We start from the raw sequence: 20,589 nt of genomic DNA, 5'->3' as shown, positions 1-20,589 counted from the left end.
GAATGAAACAGGAAGTAAGGTTCAAAGTCCAGCTTTGTATAAAGCTGGGTAGCTTTGGGTAAGTCTTATGTAACGGATTTTGATTTCTTTATCTGTTGATAAATCGTAAAATAAAGCAGCAATTAGTGTTGGTAATGTAGGGCGACATTTATCCACCGGAATCCTTAATTCTCGATCGAGATTCCGAATCATCTCCAAAGTCAGGCAGCATTTACGAGATAACGGTATAGTTGGAGTGTCTTCATTTCTATTCACTCTGCTTAGGACGGATTTCAAATTCTGAACGTGCCCGGAAGAAACAGACATCAAACTCGAAGAAGAAATTAGCTTGCCCCAAAATCAAAGGTACATTGGTTGCTTGTGTCCAGGCAAATGCCAGGTTAAGCGTTGGGAATGAACTAACTCGAGCGTTGACAACGACTGCGCGGGCTTCAAATCGAGCCAAATTCCCAGCCAATAGGATTGAGAGTGTCTCATTTTCCCAGACTAAGCCCAGTTGTAGCCCTAACTCGTAGGGCAAAACATTAACGCTTGCACCTGTATCTAGTAAGCCCTCAGCGTTTAAGGATTGACCGTTCAGGCTGAGTGTCAATGGCAGATACGGCATTCGATCGACCATGCCAAGACTGCTGTCAATGATTTTGTAGGGAAATCTCTGAGCGTCAACCATTCTGTTCTTGTTGTTTTGTCGTCAGAAGATTCATTAAAACATTGGCAGCCTCAGAGCAATTGTAAGGCGACCAGACCGGATACTCTCGATCGGCAACAAAAAAGTTTGTTGCATCTTCTTCTTTGACCAGTTCTGTTGCCAGAAACTGCATCAGCCGAAGCTTGTCAATTTTTGAAAGTTCCTGGATCTGTGACATTAGTTCAGCCAATGGCATTTGAGAATCTCCTCGTTCGAGGTTTGGCGAAAAGATTGGATCTACTAGCTTGTTGCATGGTGCGCGATCGAAGCGTGTCTATATTATTCTACCAATTTTCTGTAGGTCAAGCTCTCGATCGAGCTTCCGAATCATCTCCAAAGTCAGGCAGCATTTACGAGATAACGATTGAGTTCAACGGCGGTTAGTAACCCTGGCATCCCCACCGATTATCTTTATTCCGCCGTTGCAACGATTTGTTAGGTAGCTGGCAACGTATCATCAGAGCTTTCTCCATTGCCTTGAATTGCTACCCAAGGAAGTTTTGAATACTGATCTTTGATCTTTTCTAACTCATCTAGTGCTTGCAGGAAAAATCTTTTGACAGCCACCACATGGTCTTCTTCAGAAAGAAAATCCTGTAAACTTTTGTCTCGAACTATTCCTGCCCAGTCTTTTGAGCTATCTAAGTTATAACCCCTCCAACCGTACTGTTCGCAAATATCTTTCATCGTTTCAATAATTTCTGCTCGACGCGGTGAATTAGGATCTACTTCAAGTACGAGACGTACTATTGGGTAATCAGTTAAATGTGATGTCTTTAGAATAAAGCCTAGACCACACCACCATCTTCCACTTGGCATTGAGGCAGTCATTAAATACCGCCCATGCCATTGAATCTGGGTAAGAGCTGTAGACTTTTGCTTAATTGCTCCCAGAACTTTCTCAAAGCGCTGACTGACTTCTCCCCACATTGTCTCTTCCATAAGTTTTAGTGATTTTGTGAAATTTGCTAACGCAATCACGTCAATAGAAGAGAACTGATTGTTATGTGCCATGCGATACTCATCCATAAATGTCACAATTTCTTTAACAAGCATTGTATCTGCCTGAGATTTCAAAAATCGATAGAACTGATGCCACCTCAATTGCCTGAACTGAACGGTAGATTGAGAAATATTCTTGAAAATATCTGCTTGATCTTTTGGATCAAAATCACGAGTAATGTACAAAAGAAATTTGTGCTGGAACCCTGAAATTCCATGCAAAATCTCGGCATACCTTGAAAGCTGCTCGTAGCCTTCCTGAGAGCCAATCTTACTTTCGATAAAGATGATGCTACGACTTTTAGCATCTACTAGCTCAATTAAGATATCTGGGCGGCTAGCTAAACGATGATCATCAAGAGGCTCAAACTCCCTCTGTGTTGAAACATAGGCATCCAAATAAATATTTATATCCAATAAGTTTAAATTCTTAAGCCAAGAATAGAGAATTTCCTTGTCTGTACTGAAGAGGTAGGCGACCAACTCAGTGAAGAAATCTTCTAGCGGAATACTGCCTGTATTGAGATTTAAGAGCCGACTGAAAAGCGCCACTAACATTCACCTATGTTTTACTCTCAACAAGTGAGTTTACCGTACGGCCCTAGCCAGAGGCTCAAGCTACCTAACTTATAATTGTATCGCAGTTGCGGTACAATACTGGATATAGTCGAATAATACCGCAGCTCAAGGATGTATATCAACCCCTTCTTACTCCCCATCGGAATCTTCTTTCCTCGATCGAGTTCGCCGCACAATTCAACTTAAACACTTAAGCCGTCGCACTGAAAAAAGCTATCTTTATTATCTTTGAGATTAGAGTCGATCGCACACTTTCGGCGATCGGTCTATTATGATAAAGCAAGCAGCGATAAATTCTCATCTTCATAAAATAATTCGATCGCGTTGAACTCCCGACGCAGCAAATTTTCAATTTGCAATGTCGAACAGTTTCCAAGTCGAAGCCAAATAACTTTCGGTGGATTCCCAAATACTAAGCTCAGGTCGTGCATATCCGCGTCTTTCGAGACAATCATCAAATTATTGTCTTTTGCATAATCCCAAACTATTGGGTCGATCGTTGCTTTCATTCCCACATCTCGAACGTGAAGCGAATTTGGGAAAATATCGCTCAAACGATTCGGCAACTTGGGCGACAAATTTTCATCAAAAAGTAATTTCATGCCGATAAGGTCGCGGTCATAAACCGACGCTCGCGGTCAGCAGCATAAGCAATGCAGGCTTTTAAATCTTCTCGCGTCAGATCGGGGAAATCGTCGAGAATTTCTGCTTCGGTCATCTCGGAAGCCAGGTACTCAAGCACTTCATAAACCGTAATTCGCAAGCCGCGTACACAAGGCTTACCACCGCGTTTATTTGCCTCGATCGTGATGTGGTTTCGGTAGTTCATAAGAAACACTCGGTAATACTATTTTTCTGTGAAGCTACATAGAATGTATCCTCATAAATCCATTTATAAATTCAAGATTTCTGCTCGAAAACAATTTCTTCATAGAATTGCTCGATCGCCAAACTCAACCCAATACTTTTAAGCTCAACGCGATCGCCCGCTCGATAGCTCAGAATCAACCAATCCCCCGCATCATTTCTGTGATAAATATCGATCGCCATCTCATCAGAACTCACCAACACATAATCAATTAAATTCGGGTTGCGGCGATATTTTTCAAACTTCTTGCCTCGGTCGTAAGCCTCGGTACTATCCGATAAAACCTCAACAATCAAACAGGGATAGGTAATATATTGAGGGCTAGAATTATCTCGCCGATCGCAAGTGACACTCAGATCGGGATAGGTATAGTTGCGAGTATTGAGGATATTTACGCGGCAGTCAGAATTGTATGTTTTACAACCACTACCCCGCAGATGGGGCTTGATTGTCGTTAAAAAGTTTCCAGCGATATCACTGTGATTTCTAGTCCCGCCACTCATCGCATATACGCGACCATCGATTAGCTCGTGCTTTTCTAATTGTTGCTCCTCCCAAGCAAAATACTCTTCAGGTGTAAAGTACCGCTCCTGCTCTCTAGCTGCAATCATAACAATCTCCTAATTTAATCGCTCTATCAATTTTAAGGTGTTGTTTCTGGAGTAAGGTCGAGGTTGCGATAGACTTGTTCGATCGCAAAACTGAGATTGATGCTTTTGAGTTCTATAGTGTCGCCTGCTTGGTAGTTAATAATGAGCCATTCACCAGCATCATTTTTATGATACAAGTCCATTTCGATACTGGTGGAACTGACTAATAAATAATCTTGTAAGACTGGATTTTTGCGATACATTCTAAATTTGCCACCTCTGTCATAGGATTCGGTGCTGGGAGAGAGAACTTCAACAATTAAGCAGGGGTAAGTAATGTATTGGGTTGTGGTTTTATCGCGATCGTCGCACGTTATACTTGCATCGGGGTAGATGTAGTTTTTGGTTCCAATGACGTTGACTCTCAAATCGGAGTTTCCGGTTTCGCAACTGCTGTTTTCTAGATGATTCGAGAATAGGGTTGTGAGTCTGACGGCAATGCGGCTATGGTTTACGCTGCCGCCACTCATGGCGTAGACTTGACCGTCGATATACTCATGCTTTTCTAGCTGCTGTTCTTCCCAGGCAAAGTATTCTTCTGGGGTTATTTGAGGAAAGTTTTCTTTTCCGGCAATCATTCTTTTAGGTAATGAGTGGTAGGTAATAGGTAATGGAGTTTATTTATATTCCCTATTTTAGTCTCACACAAACATTTTTTGCAGGAAGCCTTTTTAGAATAATTTGGACAGTTTTTAAAGAGGGATGCGATCGCGAACATCCCGCAAACCACCAAAGTTTTATTCTTCCACGCGATAGCCCAATTCTGCCAAACGGGTGCGGGACTGCCGCCACTTCGGCTGCACCTTGACAAATAACTCTAAATACACTTTGCCTTCAATTAACTTTTGAATCTGTTCGCGGGCCGCGCTGCCGATCGACTTCAGCATACTGCCGCTCTTACCGATTAAAATACCTTTTTGGGAATCCCGTTCGACGTGAATTGTCGCCAGAATTCGCGTAATTTTGGCTTCTTCTTGAACGATGTCGATCGCAATTGCGACAGAATGCGGCACTTCTTCCCGCGTCAGCAGCAAAATCTGTTCCCGAATCAATTCGCCCATAATAAAGCGTTCCGGCTGGTCAGTCACCAAATCGGGCGGATAATAATAGGGCCCAACCTCCAGATGTTCGATTAACAATTGTTGCAGCGGTTCGACACCCTCGCCCGTAAGCGCCGAGAACTTGACGACTGGCCACTCAGGGTTGACAATTTGCTCGTAAGTGCGATCGATCAACACGGAATCCTCCGGTTGTTCGTCCAACTTATTCATCCCCAAAATCACCGGAATTTTGCAATTGCTGAGAATTTCGATAATATATCGATCGCCCCCACCCGATTCCACCGAACCATCCACCACAAACAGCACCACATCCACAGACTGAATCGCGGTGCGGGCATTCTGCACCAAAACCTTACCCAATTGGTGGTGCGGCTTGTGAATTCCGGGAGTATCGACAAAAATAATTTGTGCTTCAGGTGTCGTCAGGATGCCCCGCAGCCTGTTGCGCGTCGTCTGAGACACCGGCGAAGTAATCGCAATTTTCTGCCCCACCAACTGATTCATCAGCGTGGATTTGCCGACATTCGGCCGCCCGATAATACCCACAAAGCCCGATTTGTAACCCGCAGGAGCCGCGGGAACACCCATGATTTCCGATAAGTCTATAATCTTGCTATCTTCCACTAAATTCACCTATTTTCAAGCCCCTTCTCTGCCTATTGTCGCTTGAAAACACTCAAACGCCCATTGATGCACTGTAGCATCTTTCTCGTCCTGGTATAGCGCGTAACACTCAAAGGGCGATCGAGCTGCTGGGACAGTGTTAAGATGTGATGTGCGATCGGCAAAACTTGATATCTGAGACAAAATTTGATAAAGTTCCCATAACAACAATCAAAAATCAATCATTCTGGTCAAATCGAGTCTCCCATACTGTAACAACTTCAGATGTGTAAATGTCTTACTCAACTGAAACCATTTTACAGTTTGTCAGGCAAACCAGTTTTCACATTTTTGAGGATGTATATTAAAAAATTAGGTGGGTCAAACTTCAGATAAAAAGCTCATTAGCATCATATTTTTGATAAATATAAGCTAATGTTTTTGGAGCCTATCTAATTAGTGCTAATCGTCATACAGTTGAGGAGATGAATCGGATGAAATCGAAATTATTTTGGAGTTGCTGCACCGTCTTGGTAGCAAGCTTGCCTATTCCAGCCTTCGCTCAAACAACCCCCGAAGCAAGTATTGACTACAAGGGTGGCTCGATGAATTACCAGATAGTACCTGGCAAAATACCTGACAGAACCTTGCCAAAAAACTTTGACTTTCCAATTATTACGAATGTTGCTACAGACACTAGCATCACCACGGATCACATAATTACCGATCAGTTTCGCGCACCAGCGACTCGTACAGAATACACCAGCGCTCTCACCGCCTGGTCAGAATCAATCAAAGAATGTCTGGGTAAACAGCCCCGCTTGATTCGAGCCAGCACCAAAAACCCGATTATGATTAATGGCAGAGTAGGCACCATTGTCAGAAACGCCAATAACCGTGCTGTTTGCAAATAAGCGAGTAAGTTCCGCTGTCTGAAGACAAAAACTAGAGAGTGTTTTTGCACAAAACAAAAAGAGCAATAGGTTTTCTACTGCTCTTTTTGTTGTCAAAATTTTAATTAATTGGTTTGTAGTGAAAACTCTAGTCCTGCTTAATCCTTGAGGACTGAAGTCTTCACTACAAACGAGATAATTCCGAAAAGACCTGGTTTTTTCCAAAAATATGCTTTGAAGCCTGAAAGATATGGATTTCCACACTTTAATTTTTGATTAAGTAGCGCAAAATTCATTCGTATTCAGCAAAATTTCCCCATGATCGGGAATCCAAGCTAGCCACTTGTCCTCGGAGTGCTGACACAACAGCCGCGCTTCGTCAAAACTGAATGCTGTTGGGGGATTGAACAATCTTACCCACAGGTTAGGAGCCAATTTGGGTGCAGGTACGGCGCAGCCGAATCTTTCCCGATCGCGATCGCTCGTGATGCCGGCTGGCGGTTGCCAAGTACGAATATCTGTTTGCAGTTGCATAATTACTCCTGTCTGTCGAGCTAAGAGTCTGCACTCCTTGCGGGGTTTTAACAACCCAGAGCTGCAGATAAATTTTGATTATGTAGTCTATGTTACTGAATTATCAGGGTGAACGTGTAGTTTGTTGCAAAAATTTACAATCGAGAGGGGAAAAGTGGCTCTAAGGTCGAAAGGTCGATCGCCCAAATAGCCGATCGACCTTTCGACTACCATAGCCAACAACCTCTGATTTATAGCAACCATAGCCAACGCTTAGGATATTCTTAATGATTTTTTGCCTGTTCCCTATTCCTTCTGCCTTCTGCCTTCTGCCTGATGACGTTGGACGTTGGACGGAAAGCTCAGGGGGACAGCACTAACAACTAATAACTAATAACCAATAACTAATAACTCATAACCAATAACCACTAACCAATAACTAATAACTAACAACTAACAACTAACAACATGAACCAAAACCGAAAATCCCACTGGAAAACCCTAGATCGTTTTGTAGAAATCAACTCTCATTGGGTAAAGCTAATCGCCGAACATCTCGAAACTACCGAAGGAAAAATAGTAGAATATTGGCGAGTAGAAAGAGCAGATTCAGTTGTAATTTTGACTGTTCAAGCTGACAAATTGTTGTTTCCCTCACCGACGTATCGCCCCGGCGTAGCATCCGCCACCCTCGATTTTCCCGGCGGTCGCGTACCAGAAGCAGTAACGCCAGCAGCGGCAGTTCCAGCTATAATCAAAAAAGAACTAGGCGTGACAGAAAGTGCGATCGCCCGCATCCAACCCCTCAACACCACAGGCTGGGCAATCAACAGTTCATTCTCCAATCAAAAACTCTACGGTTTTGTGGCAGAATTGCACCCGACAGCCACAGTCAACCCCGAACTTCTCGGCGCTGTATATCCTGTCACCCCCGACGGAATTCGAGACTTGCTCAAAAAATTAACTTGCCTCCAATGTCGAGCCTTGTTGCTAGAATGGCAAAACCACGACAATTTTAGATTTTAGATTTGGGATTTTAGATTTTAAATTGTTTCGCGACGCTAGCCGATTGACGATTTATTACAACCAACATCACCGAAATTAATCATGGCTGTCAATAATCATGAAGTTGCTGTCGAATGCCTTGAAGTGACATACCGTCTCAACCGCAGGTATTTAGTAGAAAAAATCAATTTTCAAGTGCTGCAAGGAGAAGTTTTAGTATTGCTGGGACGCAGCGGTAGCGGCAAAACTACTACCATGAAATTGATTAACAATTTACTCGCACCAACTAGCGGTGAAGTGCTTGTCATGGGAAAAGCGACAACTGAATGGAACCCAATTCAACTGCGGCGAAAAATTGGCTATGTAATTCAAGAAATCGGTTTGTTTCCCCATTTTACCGTCGAGCAAAATGTCGGTTTAGTCCCGAAATTGGAAGGTTGGGAGCGATCGCGTATTCAATCTCGCGTCCGCCAACTGTTAGAATTAGTCAACCTCGATCCGCAGCACTTCGCCAAACGTTATCCCCATCAGTTATCTGGCGGACAGCGGCAGCGAGTGGGTGTCGCCAGAGCACTGGCGGCAGACCCTCCGATGCTGTTAATGGACGAACCGTTTGGCGCTTTAGACCCGATTACTCGCCTGGAATTGCAGCGGGAATTCGGTCAATTGCAGCAGCAACTGGGCAAAACTGTGATTTTTGTAACTCACAGCATTCAAGAAGCTTTTTTGTTAGCTTCTAAAATTGGTTTGATGCAGGATGGACGATTGGTTGAATTGGGCTCGCCGGATGATTTTCTAAAATCTCAGCATCCAGAAGCTTTGGCATTTATTGAATGTTTCCAATTACCTGGAACTGGGTAAAATTATGTTTGCATTTCTCGTTTTTAGTATAGGCGGGGCGGGTTTTTTAAGCTGATCGCGGGGAATTAAAGATATGGGCGAACCCGCCCCTACGAGACATTTGATTATAACACAATAATAAATTAACAATTACCAATTACCCAATGATAGAATTTCTAAATCGGTACGGTACGGAGATAATTCAGCGCGTACTCGAACACTTATATTTAGTAACTGTGGCAATTTCGATCGCAATTATTGTCGGGATTCCCCTCGGTATTTTAGTAACGAGAAAACCCCAATTGAAAAAGCCGATTTTGGGATTTGCAAATATTATGCAAACAATTCCCAGTTTAGCTTTGTTTGGCTTGCTCATTCCGATGCCCGTTGTGGGAGGAATAGGCGATCGCACCGCAATCATCGCCCTCACACTTTATTCCCTACTGCCCATTATCCGCAACACTTATACCGGGATTGTCGGTGTCGATCCGGCGATCGTAGCAGCCGGGAGAGGTATGGGAATGACGGATCTGCAACTGTTATGGCAAGTAGAACTTCCCCTAGCGCTGGGCGTAATTTTGGCGGGAGTACGAGTTGCTGCGGTAATTGCGATCGGGCTAGCAACGATCGCCGCTGCAATTGGTGCCGGCGGCTTGGGCGTGTTTATTTTTCGCGGCGTTGCTACAGTCAACAATCAGTTACTTTTAGCTGGGGCAATTCCGTCAGCTTTAATGGCATTAGCAGCAGATTTTGGGCTGGGTTTAGTAGAAATACGCCTCTCGAAAAGTACATTAAAAAGTATTAATTAAGACTGAAGTCGGAACGATCAAATCGTCAGTTGTGTGATTTTCTGCGAACCAGAAGCATTCGGAGGATTTACCATCAAACTGCGGATTTCATTAGAACGTTCAAGGTATTCTCGATTGCATAAAACAGCTTCGCTTCCTTCCAGGGAAATAGGACTAGCCAAATCTATCCAAGAACGGCAACCGCCGTAGGCAGAAATGTACGGAATTTCTAGATTTTGGGCTAACCGATAAGCCCGCAGTAGTAAAATATAAATTGGCTGATTTTGTTTCCATTTCAGGCGGTCGCCGACAAATTTTTCATTCCAGATATGGTAAGGAAAAAGCGCCGTAATTGCAGGTTCCCAAGCTACCAAAAAAACATCGGTAATCTCAGCCCAACTGCTAATTTTAATAAATTCTGGATGCCAACCAGATTCTACCGTTTTTACCTGACTCGCAAAATCTGGCTTTAATAAATCAGGCTGTTGGTGTTCAAAAGTTGGATAAAGCAAAACCTGCTTGTCAGCAACATTAAACTGTCCTGCTTGCTCGCGAATTCCGCCCTTTCGCAAGAGCACAATTGTTTTGCCAGTTTCCAAAGCATTAACCGCTACATTCCATTCTTTCAGCGCGCGAGTAGTTGATTTCATAGGATTTAGTTTGGTTTTAACCAAAGTAACAAAATCGGTAATTTACAGCAATTATAACAACTTTTTTCTGTTAAAATTAGATAGTTTGAGGGTAAATAGTAAAAATCCAAATTAGGGCTATAGCTATGGAAAAGCGACAATTGGGGATATCGGGAATTCAAATTAGCCCGATAATTATGGGGACTTGGCAAGCTGGGAAGCGGATGTGGGTGGGAATTGAGGATGCCGAAACTGTCAAAGCAATGCGCGCCGCTTTTGAGGCCGGTATTACCACCTTTGATACGGCGGAGGTTTACGGAGAAGGACATTCGGAACAAATTATCGGCAAAGCGCTTTCAGATGTGCGATCGCAAGTAGTTTATGCTAGCAAAGTTTTTGCCAACCACCTGAAACCCGATTTGGTAGTCGAGGCGTGCGATCGATCGCTAAAAAACCTCAACACCGATTATATCGACCTTTACCAAATCCACTGGCCCGCCGGGACTTGGAATTCCGAATTAGTGCCCATTGCAGAAACAATGGACGCGCTGAACAAATTAAAAGAACAGGGGAAGATTCGGGCGATCGGCGTTTCCAACTTCTCCCGCGTCCAAATAGCAGAAGCCGCCCAATACGGACGCATCGACAGCTTGCAACCGCCCTATTCTCTGTTTTGGCGCTGGGTAGAAAAAGAGGCCATGTCCTACTGTGTAGAAAATAATATCTCAATCCTTGCCTACTCATCTTTAGCTCAAGGAATATTAACAGGTAAATTTGGGCCAGAACACAAATTTGAAGAAGGCGATCACCGCGCCAAAAGCAAGCTGTTTATCAAGGAAAATTACGCCAGAGTGCAAACAGCATTAAATCAACTCAGGCCAATTGCCGATCGCCACCAAACAAGCTTGGGCAATTTAGCATTAGCCTGGTTAATCGCCCAGCCGCAAACCAACGCAATTGTTGGCGCGCGCAATGCCGAACAAGCCACCGCTAATGCCAAAGCTGCCGAAGTAAAGCTGAGTCAAGAGGACTTAAAAGCAATAGACGCGATCGGGCGAACAGTCACCGATAGTTTAGATGACAACCCAGTCATGTGGAACTTTTAAAATAGTTAATTTCCCCAGGTTCGTAGTGAGGACTGAATTCCTTATTTCCCCAACTCGAAAAAGATAACTAAAGTCCTCACTAAAAACCAAATTTGGTATTTTATGTTAATTTTTAAATGTTCGTAATGAGGACTGAAGTCTCTCTTTATCTAGGATAAAATGACTAAAATCCTCACTACAAGCCAAATTATCTAGACTCTGGAAACAGGTATAATATTTACTGCCTGATACAAATAATCTAAAATTCAAAATCTAAAATCGAATGAGTTATTGCCTAAACCCCAACTGTTCCAAGCCCGAAAACCCGGATACAGCCAAAATTTGCCGAAATTGCCGGTCAAAACTGCTGTTGCGCGACAGATATCGGGCCATAAAGGCGATCGGACAAGGAGGTTTTGGCAGAACATTACTCGCCGTTGACGAAGACAAACCATCAAAACCCCGCTGCGTTATCAAACAATTCTTACCCCCAGAAACCCCACTCATCCCATCAGCCAGCAATCGCAATAGCAAAAAAGCAGCCGAACTTTTTGAACAAGAAGCAATGCGATTAGACGAATTAGGGAAACATCCTCAAATTCCCGAACTCTTAGCATATTCTATCCAAGACAACCGACAATATGTAGTCCAAGAATTTATCGACGGACAAAATCTAGCACAAATTGTAGCAACAGAAGGTACGTTTACACAAACTCAAATTCAAGACTTACTCAACAGCTTATTACCCGTACTTCACTTCATCCACTCCCACAACGTAATTCACCGAGATATCAAACCCGAAAACATCATCCGCCGCGCCGACAAACAATTAGTTTTAGTAGACTTTGGTGCAGCAAAAATAGCTACAGGTACAGCTTTACTCAAAACAGGAACTAGCATCGGTAGCCCCGAATACATCGCCCCAGAACAAGCCAGAGGCAAAGCATTTTTTACCAGTGATTTGTACAGTTTAGGCGTAACTTGCCTGTATTTGCTAACTCAAGTTTCTCCCTTTGATCTCTTCGATCCGGGCGAAGATGCCTGGATTTGGCGGCAATATTTGGCAAACAATCCGGTGAGTGAAGAAACAGGCAAAATCTTAGACCAATTGATTGAAAATGCTACGAACCGTCGCTATCAAACTGCTGTTGAAGTCTTAACTCAACTGAATCCAGAAGCAGCTAGTAAACTCACCATTCCTCAAACAATTACCAAAGCAGTCAAACCTGCCGCCAATCCCAATCCGCCCCCTCAGCCAACTCATAACTGGCAATGTATTCACACTTTAACTGGACACAAAAATTTAATTTCCTCTGTAGCTTTCAGCCCTAACGGAGAAGTGATCGCCAGCGGTAGCGATGACAAAACAATCAAGCTTTGGCAAGTACAAGACGGGCAAGAAATAGTAACTCTCGCCGGACACACCAACTCAGTTCATACAGTAGTTTTTAGCCCCGATGGAAAGATACTTGCCAGCAGTAGCCACGACAAAACAATCAAATTTTGGCGGATGAAAGACGGGCAAGAAATCCGCACGCTTACAGGTCACAGCAACTCAGTTTATGGCTTAGTTTTCAGTCCCGACGGCGAAACTGTGGCTAGCAGCAGTTGGGACAAAACAATTAAGCTTTGGCGCGTGAAAGACGGGCAAGAAATCCGCACATTTAGCGGTCACAGTAACTTAGTTTACTGCGTCGCCTTCAGTCCTGACGGAGAAACTCTGGCTAGCAGCAGTTGGGACAGAACTATTAAGATTTGGCGAGTCAAAGATGGCAAGCTAATTCGCACGCTGACTGGTCATACAGACTGTGTGCGTTGTGTAGCTTTTAGTCCCAATGGAGAGTTTCTGGCGAGTGGCAGTCACGACAATACTATCAAAATTTGGTGGGTCAAAGATTGGCAAGAAATTTTAACAATTGCAGGTCATTCTTGGTATGTAGATTCGATCGCGTTTAGTCCCGATGGCGAAGTAATTGCCAGCAGTAGCAATCAAATTATCAAGATTTGGCGGGTAAAAAATGGTCAAGAACTTTGTAATATTTTAGGTCATACAAACTCTGTTTATTCCGTAAATTTTACCCCGGAAGGAGAGTTTTTGGCTAGCGGCAGCAGTGACAAAACTATTAAGATTTGGCAGAATATGATGTTTGTTTGATGACCCACCATCAAAATTATTTATAGTCGTTGGGCGGGGGCAGGTTTATGATAATTTTCGGTTTTAGGCAATTATTGTTGGTGAACCCTTCGCCTACGTTCAGGGCATCGCCTGCCTCTACAGGAATTACAATCCATTCACCGGACACGATGATTCAACCGTTCTCCCTCTCAATTTTTTGCCGCAACTCCCGAATTACTGTACTTGTATGGCGATCGCGCGACATTTGCCAGCATTCCTCCACAATCTCTGATACATTAAAATTGGGAAAATAACGGCTGATGGAACTTTCGACATAGCGATCGTTTTGCAAGCCGTAAATTATGAGCCTATTTTTCTTAAACAGCCACACTTCCGGCACTTGATAAGGCAAGTAATCATCCAAATTAGTGTAGCTAGTGACATCCACTTCAATTACTAGATCGGGTGGCGGTTCAACACCCCAAGCAATCCGATCTTTACCCAGAATGGCGGCGCAATTATCGATATAAAAACAATAATCTGGTTCAATCCCTCTTACCTCCGGCAAATCCATCGTAATTGGCGTAAACGCTTCATAATCTTTGCCCAAGTAATCTAGTAGAACTATTGCCACAATTGCGATAATATGAGCTTGTTTTCCGTGTACGGGTAAAGGGGACATTAATAAAATCTCTCCTGGTCGATATTTGATGCGCGGAATTGAACGATCGCCCAATTGTTCTACAAGCGCTTGGTAATCCTGCCAACTACCGGGAAATTTTATCAGTGTTCCTGGTGGCAAATGAATCTTTTCTGGGGTGACGACTGCGAACATAAAACTTATACCTCCTGACTGAATTATATGTGTTTCAACCCAGAGTCACCACTGGTTCAGATAAAGGGTTTGAGACTACAAATAAACTCATTCTTTTCAATCTACCTGCTTCACCACATCCAAGGCTAGTCCTAGCACCCCTGCAATTTGCTCATCCTTCAAGCCCAACTCCCGTAACTTACCAACCATTTCAGTTTTACCTTGATTCGTGCCGTCATGGTAGTCGGGAGTCGCAAGCTGACTTTTATATGGCGTAGGAGTGGGTAGTTCTGAGCAACCATTGATATAGTTAATTGTGTGGCTATTACCAAAATTAGTAGGGCGATCGCCAAAATTTATATTCAGATTTAATTGCCGTTCTAAAACAGATTCCAGATTACCTTTGTCAACTGGTTCACCAAAAACATTAGATAATATTTGTAAAAGCTTATAACCTACATCCTTAGCATGACCAGCCGTACAGCCATAAGTATCTGCAATATAATAATACTTTTGTCGCTTAAGTATTCCCTCTATAATTTTACGCTGCAAGTCATTTAGACGTTTGCCTGTCTTCGCGCTGAGCACTTCATCTACAAATTGCAATATATGGGCAGTGTCCATCAGTAGGGTTTTCAGAGAACTACGGTTAGTATAGCCGACTTTTTCCGTCTTTTTCCGTCTTTTTCCGCCTTGCATCCACATTTTATAAAGACCCGTCTTTTTCCGTCTTTTTTCACTTTTCAGTTTTGGGCGATCGGTCTATGATACTCGAAAGCATAAAATTAGCTTCGCAAGAAAAACATTAATTGTCTGTAGGGATTGTCTTTTTGAGATAGTCACGGCGATTTAGACTAGACTTTTATTTATAAAAAAACTAAAATGAAAAAACTAAGTTTATGGGCGCAAAAACTCAGCCTAATTTTGGGAGGAATTATGGCTGGTGTTTTTATGGGAGAATTAGCTTTGCATCTGGGGGGAATTAAAGGTATAGAAAAACCAAGCGATCTTGCTTCTTTTGCAAGTTACACATTAGACGATCCCGCTGGTTGGTCATTGAAACCGGGTGCGTCTTTCGAGTGGCAGGGGGAAGGCGATCGCTCCTTAATTCGCGCAAATAAAGATGGTTTGCGCGATCGCGAACATACTAAAGAAAAACCACAAAAAACTTTTCGGATCGCAGTGTTGGGAGATTCCTTTGCCGAATCTTTACAAGTACCGATGGAAAATACTTTTTGGTGGAAAATGAGAAAGCAACTCAATAAACAATGTACTGCTTTAGGCGATCGGAAAGTAGAGGTAATTAATTTTGGCGTTCAGGGCTATGGGACGGATCAAGAACTAATCACTCTGCGCCATAAAGTCTGGCAATATTCTCCGGATTTAGTGCTCTTAGCTTTTCTTCCTGGCAACGATATCATTAATAATTCAAAAAAACTTGAATTTTCTAAACGCAAGCCATTTTTTGTATATAATAATGGCGAATTAGTTCTAGATAATTCAGGGTTGAATATTTCACAAAGACAACATAACTATTTAGAGTTTTCATCTGTTGATTATCTTCCGACTTGGTTGGTCAATCATTCACGCATTTTGCGGTTAGTTAGACAAATTGATTTAAATAATAAGAAACGTCTAGTTGATACCATAGACAAAAAGCGCTCAGGTCATAACTTTCAAGAACCTATCGATCCAGTATGGAAAGAGGCTTGGCAAGTAACAGAAGGATTAATTACACTAATGAATCGGGAAGTCAAGACCCAAAAAGCAGATTTTATGATTTTGATTGTCAGTTCGGGAGTTCAAGTCAATCCTGAGCCTATGATGCGTCAAAGCTATGTGAAACGATTTAGAATTAAGGACTTGTATTATCCTAATCAGAGAATCAAAGCCCTTGGCGATCGCCTCAATATTACGACATTGGATACAGTCCCGCGATTGCGAGAGTATGCAGAAAAAAATAAAACTTGCGTACATGGCTTTCCCAATGCTATGCGCTGTGACGGTCATTGGAATAGTCAAGGTCATGAACAAGTTGCTCAACTTATGGCACAAAACTTATGCGATCGGTTCAAAGCAGAAGGTAAGGATTCCACCAACAATAACGCCCTAGTCAAGCAAAAGTAATATGATTCTTCTCACCTAAATAATAAAATTCTTAATAATTGTACATCATTGATATAGCCATTGATGATGATGGGGCGAAATCGTAACACTATCTGTTTTTACACAGAAGTGCGATCGCCCTTTCTAAACTTCTTCAACAACTCCGGTGTCACCAACCCTTGCGGAAAAAATATCGTCCCTACGACAATCAGCAACCCAAAAATAATTAACCGTCCATCCCGCAGAAATTGCGCCAGCCAAAGCGGCAATCCCTGAATAGTCGCCATCCCCCTCAAAACCTCCGGCAAAGCAGTAAAAACTATCCCGCCCAAAACCGACCCGACAAAAGTTCTACTACCACCAATCAACACAAAAGTTAAGTAAATAATACTAGCATCAAAAGTACCTTGACGGGCGTTCCAAGTATTGAGGAAATGCGCGCTAACCGCACCGACAACCCCTGCTAAAATAGCACCCAATGCAAAAGCCAGAACCTTATAAAAAGTCGGGTTAATGCCGATCGCATCAGCCGCCAACTCATCAGCCCGAATCGCCGCAAAAGCCCGTCCCACCCGGATGCGTTCCAGTCGGTACAGAATCGCCATACTGACCAGCAGCAAAGGCAGTACAATCCACAAATACTCGATCGACGTTGCAAACGGTTGCGGAATTCCAAAAATCCCCACAGCCCCGCCAGTAATATCCAGATTCAGGGATAAAACTCGCAGAATTTCCACAAAAGCAATAGTGGCGATCGCCAAATAAATCCCCCGCAACCGCAGCGCCGCAATACCCACCAAAATACCCAGCAACCCCGAAACAGCCCCTGCAATTATCATCTCCAATAACAGCAACGGCAGCGGAAATAAGCCACCCGTCGTTTGAAACACCGTCGTAGACAAAATCGCCGCAATATACCCGCCCAAAGCATAAAAACCGGGGCTAGCGAGAGACAATTGTCCAGTCATTAAAGGCAAATATAGTGACAATCCCAACATTGCACCCAACAACATCGAGACAATCAGAAACCCATAAGTAGTAAAAAATGTATTCATTTAATTTTAAATTTGCAATTATCCCAAAAAATCTGATTAACTTGGTTTCCAATTTGGATTGATTAAGCTAGTCTGAATATGGTCTTCCCACCGACCATTTATGAACAAATAGTCTCTGGCGTAACCTTCCACCATAAATCCCAATCGTCTCAGTAGATTACCACTGCGTTGATTGTGAGGCATATAATTTGCCATAATGCGATGTAAATTCAACTCTGCAAACACATATTGGATTGCAACTCGCACAGATTCAGTCATATAACCTTTACCTTGTTGCGATTCTGCCAGATTATATCCCAAAAAGCAGAAATGACCTGCTCCTCTTACAAAATTATCAAAATTAACGTTACCGACAATATACTCAGGATTATCCTTCTCAAAAATCCACAGCTTTAAAGATTTGTCAGACTCAAATCCTTGGCAATCTTTCTCTACTTTTTTTTGCCAATAACTTTCAGTTAAAAAATCCTCTGCCCATTGTCTGTGCCAGGGAGTAAAAAATCTTTGGTTGTCACTGTAAAAAATAATAATTTTGCAGATATCGTCTTGATTAGCCAATCGCAATAAAAGGCGATTGCTTACAATTAATGGAATTTCTAATTTCATATAATATCCATTTAGCAACTGATGTACTAGAGTTATTGCAAATAATCCTACACTTTTTGAATCAAACGCCGCCCAAACAAACCCTGCGGCCGAACCAACAGCATCATAAACAATATACCAAAAGCCACAGCATCCTTATAAGCCGAAAAATCACCCGGCACAAAAGCCTCCACCAAACCAATTACAAACCCACCCAAAACCGCCCCAGGAATACTCCCCAACCCACCCAGCACAATCACAGCCAAACCTTTCAAACCAAAAGCAATACCAAAATACGGCCCAGCAATACTCACACTAGAACCCACCAAACCCCCGGCCAAGCCCGCCAGAAAACTGCTCACAAAAAACGTCAAAATAATATATCTATCAGTATCAATTCCCAACAAACTAGAAGTGGTAGCATCTTCGGCTACCGCCTGCATTGCCTTCCCAAACTTAGTGAAATTTATTAAGTAAGTTAAAACAGCCACGATCGCAACTGATACCGCAAAAATCACTATTTGAACAGTCCGAATCGGAATAGGTTTATCTACTGTTCCGAAGTTAATTGCTGCAGGCAAATAGCCGTAAGTGTTAGCAGGAAAAGTGTAAATTTCTGCACCGACAAGATATTGAATAATATTGGCGATCGCCACTGCCGCTCCCAAACTAGAAACCACCGTCAGCAGAGGATCTGAGTTTCTGCGGCGTAAAGGCAAAAAAGCAACTCTTTCCACAATTACTCCCACCAAACCAGCCAGTGTACTACCCAAAATTAGCGCCACAGCAAAAGGCAATTGTACGGGAATTCTCGCATTAGCTAACAACCCGTTAAAACCGAAAGCGCCCCCCATCAGCGTATAGGTGAAATAAGCACCCACAGTAAAGACTGCACCGTGAGCAAAATTAATAATTCCTAGAATAGAAAACACCAGCGTGTATCCCAGTGCAAAAATAGCATACACGCTGCCGATCGACAAACCATTCAGAAATTGTTGCACAAACAGAGTTAAGTCCATCGCCAGTTAAAAAATGGGTATCAATTTAAGTCATTGAATCACAAATAAGCTCAAATTTTTCTTTCTTCGTTTATTTCAAAAACTCAAACCTACCGTTATTTCCATCCGCATCCATTTTAATCCGTGCCACATAAAAATTTTTCTGATTGATTTCACCTTCCGGCGTAAAAGAAATTTCCCCTAAAGGCGTATCGTACTTACCTATCAACAACTGCTGATTCAGCTTTGTCCGCAATTGGGCTAAAGGCTTTTCACTAATCTTAGACTGAGCATTAATTGCTTTTAATGACTCAACAAAAACTTGTACCCCAGTAAAAGCTTGAGCGCTAAACTGAGGCGGTTCTTTCTTAAATTGGGCGCGATAAGCGTCGCGCAAAGCCTTATTAACTTCATTCTGATATTCCGGGCTGTATGCTTGGGCAATCAAAACCCCATCGCAAAGAGCCTTGCAAACAGTAAATACGTTGGAAGTATTCAGACCGTTGCCCCCAATAATAACGCCTTTGTAGCCCAACTCCCGCAACTGCTTAATTAAATTACCTCCGTCTGCCGCCAACCCGGAAATAATTATCAAATCGGGCTTGACATTGATCGCATTAGTGGCTTGAGATTGGAAATCTGTATCAGTAGTCAAGAATTTTTGAACTGTTGCCAATTCCAGTCCCATCTCTTTAACTGTTTTCTGGAAAGTTTCAGTCTCAGATTTGCTAAAAGCATCATTCTGAGCAAAAAACACGGCTACTTTCTTGATATTGGGATTTTGCTTAAGGGCCGCTTTAACTGCATTAGGTGCTACCACGGCCACGGGCGCGGAGACTCTGGCGACATAATCGCCAATCTGGGGAATGCCTTTAGCTGTGTTGGAGGGTGCGAGTACGGGTACTTGGGCGCGATCGGCGATCGGATCTGCACCAAAAGCCTGTTGCGATAGAGTTGGGCCCACAATACCCACCACTTTATCCTGATTGATCAAAGTATTAAAAGCATTGATCGCCCCCTGTTCATCTCCACCCGTATCTTGTAACACCACTCTAATCGGCGTCCCATCCACACCGCCGCGATCGTTGAAATACTTTTCAGCAATTTTCGCCCCAGCCACCTGTTCCTGGCCAAGTAAGGCGACATTGCTGGTTTGCGCCACCCCAACTCCAACGGGAATAGCGGCTGAGTTCACCGCACCCGCACCCTGTGGCGAAGCTCCCGGAGATGGCGAAGTAGCTGTAGATACTGTTGTAGAGGTCTGGGGAGTGTTGGTCTGACTGCAACCAATCAGCAGTGAAGCGCAGGTAACGAATAAGGCACTAGGACGAGTAGTAGGGTTTTTCATGGGCGATCGAACATATATATATAGAACATCTGTCTGTACAGATATTCTACCCATTGGCGGAAGAGTCCCCTGAAAAAACCTTACTAATACCGATCAAAAGAAGCGATATCCGGATAACCAGAACCCGGTAATAATAGAATTGATTTGACTCAGCAGTGGAAACCCTTGCTGCCTATGACTTCCAAATCAAGCAGAAAACTTTGCAAAAAAGCTTGACAACTCAGGGGAGAGTTGATATATTAATAAAGCGCCAAAGAGAAGGCGGTTCACACCGCGGATCTAAGGCAAAAAACTGAACCTAGAAAAAAGAATAGTTTGAAAGCTTAAAGCACTATAAACCTCGTCAAAAAAATGAAGATAGAG

At 43.0% G+C, this 20,589-nt stretch carries 25 protein-coding genes; 8 read left to right on the top strand and 17 right to left on the bottom strand.

Translation table 11 applies throughout. The annotated features are described in order from the left end of the window. Positions 1-247 precede the first annotated feature (247 nt). On the bottom strand, positions 248-670 hold the full coding sequence (locus QUA97_RS25665; RefSeq protein ID WP_194070497.1) for an aspartyl protease family protein: 423 nt from the start codon (positions 668-670) through the stop codon (positions 248-250). Continuing rightward, entirely contained in the window at positions 663-884 is a 222-nt protein-coding gene (locus QUA97_RS25660) for a hypothetical protein (RefSeq protein WP_194070498.1), read from the bottom strand. The genes QUA97_RS25665 and QUA97_RS25660 overlap by 8 nt, the downstream gene beginning before the upstream one ends. Here QUA97_RS25660 and QUA97_RS25655 point away from each other — a divergent pair. Continuing rightward, positions 878-1,072: a hypothetical protein gene (locus QUA97_RS25655; RefSeq protein WP_333196990.1), complete on the top strand. Its 195-nt coding sequence runs from the start codon at positions 878-880 to the stop codon at positions 1,070-1,072. The genes QUA97_RS25660 and QUA97_RS25655 overlap by 7 nt on opposite strands. A 51-nt stretch (positions 1,073-1,123) precedes the next feature. Here QUA97_RS25655 and QUA97_RS25650 read toward each other — a convergent pair whose 3' ends face one another. The 6 genes from QUA97_RS25650 to era form a co-directional block, all read right to left on the bottom strand. Next, entirely contained in the window at positions 1,124-2,248 is a 1,125-nt protein-coding gene (locus QUA97_RS25650; protein WP_333196988.1) for a PD-(D/E)XK nuclease family protein, read from the bottom strand. 290 nt (positions 2,249-2,538) lie between these two features. Next, positions 2,539-2,871 (bottom strand): DUF5615 family PIN-like protein, encoded by a 333-nt coding sequence (locus tag QUA97_RS25645; RefSeq protein WP_333067434.1) that lies wholly within the window; start codon positions 2,869-2,871, stop codon positions 2,539-2,541. Further along, on the bottom strand, positions 2,868-3,098 hold the full coding sequence (locus tag QUA97_RS25640; RefSeq protein WP_006634608.1) for a DUF433 domain-containing protein: 231 nt from the start codon (positions 3,096-3,098) through the stop codon (positions 2,868-2,870). Before QUA97_RS25640 ends, QUA97_RS25645 begins: the two co-directional genes overlap by 4 nt. A gap of 71 nt (positions 3,099-3,169) precedes the next feature. Next, positions 3,170-3,748: a Uma2 family endonuclease gene (locus QUA97_RS25635; RefSeq protein WP_333196985.1), complete on the bottom strand. Its 579-nt coding sequence runs from the start codon at positions 3,746-3,748 to the stop codon at positions 3,170-3,172. Positions 3,749-3,780: 32 nt separating this feature from the next. Then, on the bottom strand, positions 3,781-4,365 hold the full coding sequence (locus QUA97_RS25630) for a Uma2 family endonuclease (protein ID WP_333118299.1): 585 nt from the start codon (positions 4,363-4,365) through the stop codon (positions 3,781-3,783). A 159-nt stretch (positions 4,366-4,524) separates the two neighbouring features. After that, complete coding sequence (era, locus tag QUA97_RS25625; RefSeq protein WP_228042427.1) at positions 4,525-5,436, bottom strand: GTPase Era; 912 nt, start codon at positions 5,434-5,436, stop codon at positions 4,525-4,527. 509 nt (positions 5,437-5,945) lie between these two features. Here era and QUA97_RS25620 point away from each other — a divergent pair. Next, on the top strand, positions 5,946-6,365 hold the full coding sequence (locus QUA97_RS25620) for a hypothetical protein (RefSeq protein WP_194070505.1): 420 nt from the start codon (positions 5,946-5,948) through the stop codon (positions 6,363-6,365). Between the two features lie 255 nt (positions 6,366-6,620). Here the strand turns inward: QUA97_RS25620 and QUA97_RS25615 are convergent, their stop codons facing one another. Both QUA97_RS25615 and QUA97_RS25610 read right to left on the bottom strand, forming a co-directional pair. After that, positions 6,621-6,878: a hypothetical protein gene (locus QUA97_RS25615; RefSeq protein ID WP_194070506.1), complete on the bottom strand. Its 258-nt coding sequence runs from the start codon at positions 6,876-6,878 to the stop codon at positions 6,621-6,623. Positions 6,879-6,965: 87 nt separating this feature from the next. After that, positions 6,966-7,091: a hypothetical protein gene (locus QUA97_RS25610; protein WP_333196981.1), complete on the bottom strand. Its 126-nt coding sequence runs from the start codon at positions 7,089-7,091 to the stop codon at positions 6,966-6,968. A gap of 234 nt (positions 7,092-7,325) precedes the next feature. Between QUA97_RS25610 and QUA97_RS25605 the strand changes: the two genes are divergently transcribed. The 3 genes from QUA97_RS25605 (at position 7,326) to QUA97_RS25595 (ending at position 9,511) form a co-directional block, all read left to right on the top strand. Continuing rightward, positions 7,326-7,883: an NUDIX hydrolase gene (locus QUA97_RS25605; RefSeq protein ID WP_333196979.1), complete on the top strand. Its 558-nt coding sequence runs from the start codon at positions 7,326-7,328 to the stop codon at positions 7,881-7,883. An 81-nt stretch (positions 7,884-7,964) separates the two neighbouring features. Then, positions 7,965-8,723 (top strand): ATP-binding cassette domain-containing protein, encoded by a 759-nt coding sequence (locus QUA97_RS25600; RefSeq protein WP_333196977.1) that lies wholly within the window; start codon positions 7,965-7,967, stop codon positions 8,721-8,723. A gap of 143 nt (positions 8,724-8,866) precedes the next feature. Then, positions 8,867-9,511 carry an ABC transporter permease gene (locus QUA97_RS25595; protein ID WP_333196975.1) on the top strand — a complete coding sequence of 215 codons (645 nt, stop codon included), beginning with the start codon at positions 8,867-8,869 and terminating at the stop codon, positions 9,509-9,511. A gap of 17 nt (positions 9,512-9,528) precedes the next feature. Here the strand turns inward: QUA97_RS25595 and QUA97_RS25590 are convergent, their stop codons facing one another. Beyond that, entirely contained in the window at positions 9,529-10,140 is a 612-nt protein-coding gene (locus QUA97_RS25590; protein WP_333196973.1) for a DUF1802 family protein, read from the bottom strand. Positions 10,141-10,265: 125 nt separating this feature from the next. On the opposite strand from QUA97_RS25590, the gene QUA97_RS25585 reads away from it, so the two are divergent. Then, complete coding sequence (locus QUA97_RS25585; RefSeq protein ID WP_333196971.1) at positions 10,266-11,225, top strand: aldo/keto reductase; 960 nt, start codon at positions 10,266-10,268, stop codon at positions 11,223-11,225. A gap of 262 nt (positions 11,226-11,487) precedes the next feature. Then, positions 11,488-13,359, top strand: a complete 1,872-nt coding sequence (locus tag QUA97_RS25580; protein WP_194070512.1) for a serine/threonine-protein kinase — start codon at positions 11,488-11,490, stop codon at positions 13,357-13,359. A gap of 154 nt (positions 13,360-13,513) precedes the next feature. Here QUA97_RS25580 and QUA97_RS25575 read toward each other — a convergent pair whose 3' ends face one another. Together QUA97_RS25575 and QUA97_RS25570 are read right to left on the bottom strand one after the other, a co-directional pair. Continuing rightward, a complete protein-coding gene (locus tag QUA97_RS25575) occupies positions 13,514-14,155 on the bottom strand; it encodes a Uma2 family endonuclease (protein ID WP_194070513.1) in 642 nt (213 codons plus the stop codon). Between the two features lie 96 nt (positions 14,156-14,251). Further along, positions 14,252-14,758 (bottom strand): hypothetical protein, encoded by a 507-nt coding sequence (locus tag QUA97_RS25570; protein ID WP_194070514.1) that lies wholly within the window; start codon positions 14,756-14,758, stop codon positions 14,252-14,254. Positions 14,759-15,016: 258 nt separating this feature from the next. Between QUA97_RS25570 and QUA97_RS25565 the strand changes: the two genes are divergently transcribed. Then, the gene (locus tag QUA97_RS25565; RefSeq protein ID WP_333196966.1) at positions 15,017-16,261 is read left to right on the top strand and encodes an SGNH/GDSL hydrolase family protein; all 1,245 of its coding nucleotides are present in this window, start codon (positions 15,017-15,019) and stop codon (positions 16,259-16,261) included. 98 nt (positions 16,262-16,359) lie between these two features. Here QUA97_RS25565 and QUA97_RS25560 read toward each other — a convergent pair whose 3' ends face one another. The 4 genes from QUA97_RS25560 to QUA97_RS25545 form a co-directional block, all read right to left on the bottom strand. Further along, a complete protein-coding gene (locus tag QUA97_RS25560; protein WP_194070516.1) occupies positions 16,360-17,295 on the bottom strand; it encodes a branched-chain amino acid ABC transporter permease in 936 nt (311 codons plus the stop codon). A gap of 36 nt (positions 17,296-17,331) precedes the next feature. Further along, complete coding sequence (locus QUA97_RS25555) at positions 17,332-17,901, bottom strand: GNAT family N-acetyltransferase (RefSeq protein ID WP_194070517.1); 570 nt, start codon at positions 17,899-17,901, stop codon at positions 17,332-17,334. A 47-nt stretch (positions 17,902-17,948) separates the two neighbouring features. Beyond that, positions 17,949-18,899, bottom strand: coding sequence for a branched-chain amino acid ABC transporter permease (locus tag QUA97_RS25550; RefSeq protein WP_194070518.1), 951 nt, complete (start codon positions 18,897-18,899; stop codon positions 17,949-17,951). Positions 18,900-18,969: 70 nt separating this feature from the next. Next, a complete protein-coding gene (locus QUA97_RS25545; RefSeq protein ID WP_194070519.1) occupies positions 18,970-20,226 on the bottom strand; it encodes an ABC transporter substrate-binding protein in 1,257 nt (418 codons plus the stop codon). Between the last annotated feature and the right edge of the window lie 363 nt (positions 20,227-20,589).

The sequence above is a fragment of the Microcoleus sp. CZ3-B2 genome (assembly GCF_036705055.1).
Classification (GTDB): domain Bacteria; phylum Cyanobacteriota; class Cyanobacteriia; order Cyanobacteriales; family Microcoleaceae; genus Microcoleus.
Note: the sequence above shows the minus strand (reverse complement) of the source record. Positions and strands in the feature narration are given on the sequence as shown.

Excerpts from the sequence above, each read along its gene's own strand:
- QUA97_RS25665 (WP_194070497.1), bottom strand. The coding sequence starts at position 670 with ATGGTTGACGCTCAGAGATTTCCCTACAAAATCATTGACAGCAGTCTT.
- QUA97_RS25655 (WP_333196990.1), top strand. The coding sequence starts at position 878 with ATGGCATTTGAGAATCTCCTCGTTCGAGGTTTGGCGAAAAGATTGGAT.
- QUA97_RS25660 (WP_194070498.1), bottom strand. The coding sequence starts at position 884 with ATGCCATTGGCTGAACTAATGTCACAGATCCAGGAACTTTCAAAAATT.
- QUA97_RS25650 (WP_333196988.1), bottom strand. The coding sequence starts at position 2,248 with ATGTTAGTGGCGCTTTTCAGTCGGCTCTTAAATCTCAATACAGGCAGT.
- QUA97_RS25645 (WP_333067434.1), bottom strand. The coding sequence starts at position 2,871 with ATGAAATTACTTTTTGATGAAAATTTGTCGCCCAAGTTGCCGAATCGT.
- QUA97_RS25640 (WP_006634608.1), bottom strand. The coding sequence starts at position 3,098 with ATGAACTACCGAAACCACATCACGATCGAGGCAAATAAACGCGGTGGT.
- QUA97_RS25635 (WP_333196985.1), bottom strand. The coding sequence starts at position 3,748 with ATGATTGCAGCTAGAGAGCAGGAGCGGTACTTTACACCTGAAGAGTAT.
- QUA97_RS25630 (WP_333118299.1), bottom strand. The coding sequence starts at position 4,365 with ATGATTGCCGGAAAAGAAAACTTTCCTCAAATAACCCCAGAAGAATAC.
- era (WP_228042427.1), bottom strand. The coding sequence starts at position 5,436 with ATGGGTGTTCCCGCGGCTCCTGCGGGTTACAAATCGGGCTTTGTGGGT.
- QUA97_RS25620 (WP_194070505.1), top strand. The coding sequence starts at position 5,946 with ATGAAATCGAAATTATTTTGGAGTTGCTGCACCGTCTTGGTAGCAAGC.
- QUA97_RS25615 (WP_194070506.1), bottom strand. The coding sequence starts at position 6,878 with ATGCAACTGCAAACAGATATTCGTACTTGGCAACCGCCAGCCGGCATC.
- QUA97_RS25610 (WP_333196981.1), bottom strand. The coding sequence starts at position 7,091 with ATGGTAGTCGAAAGGTCGATCGGCTATTTGGGCGATCGACCTTTCGAC.
- QUA97_RS25605 (WP_333196979.1), top strand. The coding sequence starts at position 7,326 with ATGAACCAAAACCGAAAATCCCACTGGAAAACCCTAGATCGTTTTGTA.
- QUA97_RS25600 (WP_333196977.1), top strand. The coding sequence starts at position 7,965 with ATGGCTGTCAATAATCATGAAGTTGCTGTCGAATGCCTTGAAGTGACA.
- QUA97_RS25595 (WP_333196975.1), top strand. The coding sequence starts at position 8,867 with ATGATAGAATTTCTAAATCGGTACGGTACGGAGATAATTCAGCGCGTA.
- QUA97_RS25590 (WP_333196973.1), bottom strand. The coding sequence starts at position 10,140 with ATGAAATCAACTACTCGCGCGCTGAAAGAATGGAATGTAGCGGTTAAT.
- QUA97_RS25585 (WP_333196971.1), top strand. The coding sequence starts at position 10,266 with ATGGAAAAGCGACAATTGGGGATATCGGGAATTCAAATTAGCCCGATA.
- QUA97_RS25580 (WP_194070512.1), top strand. The coding sequence starts at position 11,488 with ATGAGTTATTGCCTAAACCCCAACTGTTCCAAGCCCGAAAACCCGGAT.
- QUA97_RS25575 (WP_194070513.1), bottom strand. The coding sequence starts at position 14,155 with ATGTTCGCAGTCGTCACCCCAGAAAAGATTCATTTGCCACCAGGAACA.
- QUA97_RS25570 (WP_194070514.1), bottom strand. The coding sequence starts at position 14,758 with ATGGACACTGCCCATATATTGCAATTTGTAGATGAAGTGCTCAGCGCG.
- QUA97_RS25565 (WP_333196966.1), top strand. The coding sequence starts at position 15,017 with ATGAAAAAACTAAGTTTATGGGCGCAAAAACTCAGCCTAATTTTGGGA.
- QUA97_RS25560 (WP_194070516.1), bottom strand. The coding sequence starts at position 17,295 with ATGAATACATTTTTTACTACTTATGGGTTTCTGATTGTCTCGATGTTG.
- QUA97_RS25555 (WP_194070517.1), bottom strand. The coding sequence starts at position 17,901 with ATGAAATTAGAAATTCCATTAATTGTAAGCAATCGCCTTTTATTGCGA.
- QUA97_RS25550 (WP_194070518.1), bottom strand. The coding sequence starts at position 18,899 with ATGGACTTAACTCTGTTTGTGCAACAATTTCTGAATGGTTTGTCGATC.
- QUA97_RS25545 (WP_194070519.1), bottom strand. The coding sequence starts at position 20,226 with ATGAAAAACCCTACTACTCGTCCTAGTGCCTTATTCGTTACCTGCGCT.